Origin of the sequence: Nesterenkonia marinintestina (genome assembly GCF_025420485.1) — a bacterium.
Taxonomy (GTDB): Bacteria; Actinomycetota; Actinomycetes; order Actinomycetales; family Micrococcaceae; genus Nesterenkonia; species Nesterenkonia marinintestina.
In genome coordinates this window covers 95,167-101,261 of sequence record NZ_JAOEFD010000010.1, presented here as the reverse complement: position 1 = coordinate 101,261, position 6,095 = coordinate 95,167, and the positions used below count along the sequence as shown (strand labels likewise).

Annotated in this window: 3 protein-coding genes; all 3 read right to left on the bottom strand. The window is 69.8% G+C overall.

Going from position 1 to position 6,095, the window contains the following annotated elements:
• Positions 1-78: 78 nt before the first annotated feature.
• Positions 79-1,179, bottom strand: coding sequence for a universal stress protein (locus N7E59_RS09160; RefSeq protein ID WP_261624630.1), 1,101 nt, complete (start codon positions 1,177-1,179; stop codon positions 79-81).
• 143 nt (positions 1,180-1,322) lie between these two features.
• On the bottom strand, positions 1,323-2,768 hold the full coding sequence (locus tag N7E59_RS09155; protein WP_261624629.1) for a NupC/NupG family nucleoside CNT transporter: 1,446 nt from the start codon (positions 2,766-2,768) through the stop codon (positions 1,323-1,325).
• 166 nt (positions 2,769-2,934) lie between these two features.
• On the bottom strand, positions 2,935-5,637 hold the full coding sequence (locus tag N7E59_RS09150; protein ID WP_261624628.1) for a C40 family peptidase: 2,703 nt from the start codon (positions 5,635-5,637) through the stop codon (positions 2,935-2,937).
• Positions 5,638-6,095 lie beyond the last annotated feature (458 nt).

The following is a 6,095-nucleotide window of genomic DNA, read 5'->3' as shown; positions in this document are numbered from 1 at the left end:
TCCCATATGTCGAAGCTCGGCGCACCACCATAGCTGACGCGCCGGACCCCCTCGCTGAGGAGCCCTCGGGCCTGCGTCTCAGCTGCCCAGCACGGGTCCGAAGTCGGCGCGGTCGTCCAGCCGTCGGTCCTTCGCCTCGGGGACGACCATGAGCGGCCCCTCCGCATGGTGCAGGACGGCCTGCGACGTGGAGCCCAGCAGCATGCCGGCGAATCCGCCCCGTCCCCGGGTGCCCACCACGGTGAGCTGCGCGTGCCGCGTCTCCTCCACCATCACGTCGGCGGCCGTGCCGTCGGCGACGTCGATCTCGATGTCCAGTTCGGGATAGTGGCTGCGCAGCCACCGACGCCCGGCCTCCAGCTTCTCGGTGAGCTCGTCGACCGCGGCCTGGTCGTCCACGTGGGCGGGGATCCACACCAGGGTCGCTCCCAGCGGGGGCAGCGCGCAGACCAGACGCAGCCGGGTCCCGCGCTGGACGGCCTCCCGCGCGGCGGCCAGGGCGGCCAGCCGCCCGTAGTCGGAGCCGTCGACGCCGACCGCGACCGGGCGGGTGTCCCGTCCGGAGCAGGTGGCGGAGAACTTCGGCGGCGCCGGGCGGCGGTCGGAGTCGGAGGCCTGTGCGTGGTCGTCGACCGTGCCGTCGGGATTGATGACCGGGATGGCCCCGGTGGAGGTGGTCACCGCGTTGGACTCCTGGGACGAGTACTTCAGCGGCACGACCACGGTCGGGCATTCGGCGTGGGCGGGGATGGCCGAGGACACCGAGCCCAGCAGCCGGCCCAGGAACCCGCCGCGTCCGCGTCCGCCGACCACGATCACATCGGCCTCGGAGGAGTAGTCCAGCAGGACACCGGCGGCGTCGCCGCCCTCCACGTGGTAGGTGACCTCGCCGGGGTAGTCGCGGAGGAACTCCTTGGCCTGGCCGACGACGTCCTCGCCGCCGGCCTGGAGCGCGGATTCGTCGACCATCGCGTAGCCGCCGTCCATCGAGGAGGCGGCGAAGGCCGGCAGGGAGTAGGCGGTGACCACGGTCAGGGGAAGTTCGCGTCGGTGGGCCTCGGCGGCCGCCCAGTGCGCGGCGCGCAGAGACTGTTCGGAGCCGTCCACTCCGACGACGACGCCGAAGCGACGGACCCTTCCGCCCCGCGGCGCTGCGGGGGACTGCGACGACTCGTTCATCCTGATCTCCTCACGTTCAGGCCACATTCTCAGTCTATCGACACAGGGGCCGCCGACCAGGGGTGTTCCCCGGGCGGCGGCCCCTGTGCGGGTGGTGCTGCGATGCGGTGTGCCCGTCGCCGCGCGGCGCGGGCCTCAGCCGATCAGAACAGGATCATCCCGGCGATCGCAGCGCTCATCAGGTTGGCCAGCGTGCCGGCCAGCACGGCGCGGAGACCCAGCTGGGCGATGTCCGAGCGGCGGGCGGGCGCGATGGAGCCGAGTCCGCCGAGCAGGATCGCCAGCGAGGAGAAGTTCGCGAAGCCGGTGAGGGCGAAGGTGACGACCGCCTGGGTCTTGGCCGAGAACCCGTCGGCCTGCGGACCGAAGTCGGCGAAGGCGACGAACTCGTTGAGCACCAGCTTCTGTCCCAGGAAGCTTCCGGCGGCGACGGCCTCCTCCCACGGCACGCCGACGGCCCACATCAGCGGGGCGAAGACGAAGCCGAGGATCTCCTGGAAGGTGATGTCGGGGTTGCCGAACAGGCCGCCGATCTGACCGAGGCCGAGGTTCAGCAGTGCGATGAGGGCGATGAAGGCCAGCAGCATGGCGCCGACGTTGGCGGCCAGCTTCAGCCCGTCCCCCGCACCGCGGGCGGCGGCGTCGATGACGTTGCGGGCTCGGTCCTCCTCCTCGACGTCCACGCGGGCGGCGACCGTTCGGGACCGGTCGGTCTCGGCGTCGGCTTCGGCGTCAGAGCCGGTCGCCGGGTCGGTGTCGTCGGCGGACTGCGACGGGGCGACGTAGCGGCCTCCGCCGAGGACGGAGTCGTCGCGGCCCGCGGTCGCGGTGTCGGTCCGGGTGCCCTCGGTCTCCTCCTCGGCGGACGAGCTGTGGCCGGCCTTGCGGGCGGCGACCAGCTCGCGCTCCTCCTTGCCGGCGTCGAATTCGTCGAACGAGCCGGCGGGCACGATGATCTTGGCCATCAGCAGGGCGGCGGGAGCGGCCATGAAGCAGGCGGCGATGAGGTACTCGAGGTCCGCCCCCATCTGGGAGTAGCCGACCAGCACCGACCCGGCGACGGTGGACAGACCGCCGACCATCACTGCGAAGAGCTCCGACTTGGTCATCCCCGCCACGTAGGGGCGGATGACGAGCGGCGCCTCGGTCTGACCGACGAAGATGTTGGCCGCGGCGTTCATCGACTCGGCGCGGGAGGTGCCCAGCAGCTTCTGCAGACCGCCGCCGATGATGCGCACGACCACCTGCATGATCTTGAGGTGGTACAGCACCGCGGTGAGCGAGGCGAAGAAGATGATGACCGGCAGCACGCTCAGTGCGAAGGGCACGGAGTCGCCCTCGACGAGGCCTCCGAAGAGGAACGCGGTGCCCTCGCCGGTGACGTCGATGATGCCCTGCACGATCTCGGTGAGGACCTGCAGCACCCGACGACCGGTGTCGGTGTACAGGACCAGGAACGCGAAGGTGACCTGCAGCAGCAGGGCGAAGGCCACGGGCCGGATCTTGATCTTTCGGCGATCAGCCGAGGCGAGCACGGCGATGCCGAGCACCACGGTCATGCCGAGGATCCCCCAGAGGATGTGGATCATCGGGACCTTTCCAATCTGTGTGAGCGACCCGACACAGAATGTGACGGATTCAGGGTTGCGGTCGAGTGTACTGGTCGGTCACAAGACGCAGGGGGATCTCACCGGTGTGGCCGGTGAGATCCCCCTGTTCGTCGTGTTCGGCCCGCTCACGTGGAGCGGTGCGGCATCAGTGGTACCGCTTGGCCACCGGGTGGATGGACGCGGAGGACCAGTTCAGCGAGTCGATGCCGAGACCGGTGGAGGGGTTCCGCGCGTGGGCGATCTGACCATTTCCGATGTAGATCGCCACGTGGTAGGCGCGGCCCGACGCATCGGTCCAGAACACCAGGTCACCGGTCTGGACGCTGCCGATCGGCACCGACTGGCCGCCCTGCAGCTGAGCGTTCGAGTTGCGCGGGATGGAGATCCCGGCCTGCGCGAACGCCTGCTGGGTGAGGCCCGAGCAGTCGAAGTTCGTCGGACCGCTGGAGCCCCATACGTAGCGCGCCGCCGGGTTGGTGGCCCGCTGGGTGGCCCAGTTCGCCGCGACCTGTCCGGCGCCGGAGCCCGGGGAGGCCGCTGTGCCGGAGTCACCTGCGGCGGTCGAGTCGCCCTGCTGCTGCGAGCCGCCGGACTGCTGGCCGCCCTGCTGCTGGGAACCGCCGGCCTGCTGGCCGCCGGAGGTGGAGCCGCCGCCGGCCCGCTGGACTTCGCGCAGCAGCGCACCGTGGTCGATGACGCCGCGGCTGTTGGTCAGCGAGTCCGTGCCGATGATCTCCTGGAAGGCCGCCGTGGCGGTGATGCCCTTCTGCTCGGCGTACTGACGCACCAGGTTCTGGGTGGCCTGGACGTACTGGTTCAGGTTGTGCACCGGGCTCTGGGACTGGCTGGAGCCGGAGTTCCCGGAGTTCGAGCCGCCCGAGTTGGAGCCGCCGGAGTTGGAGCCGCCGGAGTTGGAGCCGCCGGAGTTGGAGCCGCCGGAGTTCGAACCGCTGTTCGAGCTCTGGCTCGGCGACGGGGTGGAGCTCGGCGTCGGGCTCGGGCTCGGCTGGTTCTCCGCACGCAGGGTGCTCAGGCGGTTCAGCAGGGCCTGGTGGTTCAGGACGCCGTTGGCGTTGGTGAACCGGTCCTCGCCGATCAGGCGCTGGAAGGTGGCTTCGGTGGAGCGCCCCTCCAGCTCGGCGATCTGGCGGACCACCGACCGGGTGCCGGCCACGTACTGATCCAGCGAGTGGCTGGACTGAGTCGACCGCTGCTGGTTGTTCGAGCTCTGCGAGGGGCTCGAGCTCTGGGACGGGCTGGAGCTCGGAGTGGAGCTCTGGCTCGGCGAGGGGCTCGGGCTGCTCGACGGCGTCGGGCCGGAGCTCGGAGTGGAGCTCTCGCTCGGGCTGGAGCTCGGGCTGCTGGACGGCGACGGGCTCGGAGCCGGCTGCAGCTCGCTGATCGCGCTCAGCAGAGCCGAGTGGACCAGGATGCCGTTGGAGTCGGTGAAGTCCGCGTCGTCGATCAGGTCGTCGAAGAGGTCCTCGACGTCCTCGTCCTTCAGGTCGGCGAGGCGCTCGACGGCGTCCCGGGTGGCGGAGACGTAGTCGGAGAGCTCCTGGCTCGGCGAAGAGGTCTCGGCCGGGTCGGAGCTCGGTCCGGAGGCCTGGGCACGCTGCGGTTCGTCGTCCCCGTCCTCGTCGTCTTCGTCGTCATCGTCAGAGGTCGAAGCCGACGAGGGCGACGGAGACGCGTCCTCGGTGGCCTCCTCCGAGGCCTCCTCGTCCTCATCCTCGTCGTCCGAGCCGCCGAGCTCCTCGATCTTCGCTTGGAGCGCGTCGGGGTCGATGACGCCCTGAGAGTCGACGAGGGTCTCGTCGTCGATGATCTCGGCGAAGGCGTCCTCGACGTCCTGGTCGGTCAGCTCCGCGTAGCGCTCCACCAGGGCCTGAGTCTCCGGCACGTAGTCGGCCAGAGTCTGCGAGGTGAGCGGGTCGTTCGCGGGGACGGCCGCCGAGGACTCGGTCTCCTCGTCCTCGTCATCATCGTCCTCGTCGGTCTGGGCCTCGGACTCGTCGGACGATGAAGCTTCCCCTTCTCCATCGTCCGACGAGTCCTCGGCGGTCTGTGTGATGCCGAGCATCTCCTTGATGCGCTCGGCATGGGCGAGGACCTTCCGCGGGTCCAGCTCGCCGTCGGCGTCGACCAGTTCCGAGTCGGCCTTGAGCTGAGCCAGGATCTGCTCCCGGCTGTATCCGCTCTGGTCGATCCACTGGAGCAGCAGCTCTTCGAACCGCTCGGCGGCCTCCTCCAGCTCCGCGTCGAGCTCGTCCTGGAGGCCGTCACGCTCTTCGGCCGCGCGGGTGGCGTCGGCGCTGGCCTGCTGGGCCAGGGACTCGGCCTCCTCGGCCTCCTGCTGAGCGGCCTCGGCCTCGGCCTGGGCGTTGTCGCTGCTGCGCTGGTCGTCGGCGTCGTCGGCGAGCGAGTCCTCGTCGGAGAGGAGGACGTCGCCTGCCGAGGTCTCACCGTCCTGGTAGTCCTCGTTCGCCTGGCGTCCGGCCTCGGAGTCGTCAGCGGCGGCGTCGGCGGCCTCACGGGCCTCCTCCGCCTGGACTTGGGCCTCGAGGGCGTTCTCGTCGGCCATCTGAAGGGCGGCCTGCAGCTCTTCGCCGCGCTGGCCGGCCTGGTCCAGACGATCGGTCAGGTCGGCGATCATGTCGGCGGCCGTCTCGGACGACGACTTGGCGTCGGCGAGGTCCTTCGCGGACGGGATCTCCGGAAGCTCCGTCGTCACGAGATCAGAGGCGTCAGATGCCGACTTGGCGGTATTCGCCCTGTCAGAGAGCAGGTCGGGCAGCGTGGTGCCGACCAGGGCTGTCGTCACGACGGCGGCAGTCACTGCTGCCACGCCGAGATTCCGGCGATTGTTCACGGTTCTTCCTCACTCAGTCCACAACGGGTGCCACGCCATGGGGTGAGACCGTCCTTCAGCGGACGCCGGGAACCGGAGTCGTCGTCGGGATGCCTCCTTCAGGCACAGACGCCCTCTACGTCTGCTCAGGAGGAACCCTCGGCGCGACCGGATCCGTCGGCGACAGTCACGGCAACCGGTGGCGGCACTCTCGACGATGACCTCCGTTGGGCGGTCCTCATCGTCCTCCGGCGATCTGGGTGATCGTCCCGGCGGAGCGAGTGTGTGCCGGCTGCCGTCACAGATGGGAAACGCAGGACGGCCTTCTGGCGCTGGGCTCAGACTATTGCCGTTTCATAACGGCGGCAACAGGGTGTGTCGAAGCTGTAAGCGGCCTGAACGCCTGGATCCCTGTCATTCCGCGGGAGAAAGGTCTCAGATTGGTCACGTCGAAC

Bases quoted from the DNA above. Each gene is read 5' to 3' on its own strand.
- N7E59_RS09160 (WP_261624630.1), bottom strand. From the start codon at position 1,179: ATGAACGAGTCGTCGCAGTCCCCCGCAGCGCCGCGGGGCGGAAGGGTC.
- N7E59_RS09155 (WP_261624629.1), bottom strand. From the start codon at position 2,768: ATGATCCACATCCTCTGGGGGATCCTCGGCATGACCGTGGTGCTCGGC.